The 391-nt window shown below is 41.9% G+C and carries 1 protein-coding gene; it reads left to right on the forward strand.

All coding sequences use genetic code 11. From position 1 onward, the window contains the following. On the forward strand, positions 1–391 hold a 391-nt coding region (locus HC175_RS20030), incomplete at both ends, for a DsrE family protein (protein WP_438865970.1).

The raw sequence follows: 391 nt of genomic DNA on the forward strand, positions 1-391 counted from the left end.
GAAAATGTATTTTTTAAGCACTCTCGTATTTCTTCTTGCAGTATTTACCAATCCTGTAAATGCTCAGGAACAGCAAGAACAGCAGAATTATGTGGTATTAACCAAAAAGGTGCCGCAGCTAAAACCCATCTTATTAGCCGCAGAATCATTAGCGCGCGAAGACGGACATCACTTCGGAAAATTCGAGGTCATCATTTGCGGCCAAACCGTAAAGGAACTTACCGATAAAGAAATGATGCAGGAACATATAAATAAAGCTAAAGAGCAAAATGTGGAGCTTGTGGTCTGCGGATTCTCCCTGAATAAATTCGGAGTGGACCGTAAGGATATTTCCCCTGAACTCAAGGTGGTCGATAACGGGATCCTGTATAACCTTCAGCTGCAAAAGAAG

The organism is Salinimicrobium oceani, from assembly GCF_012037645.1.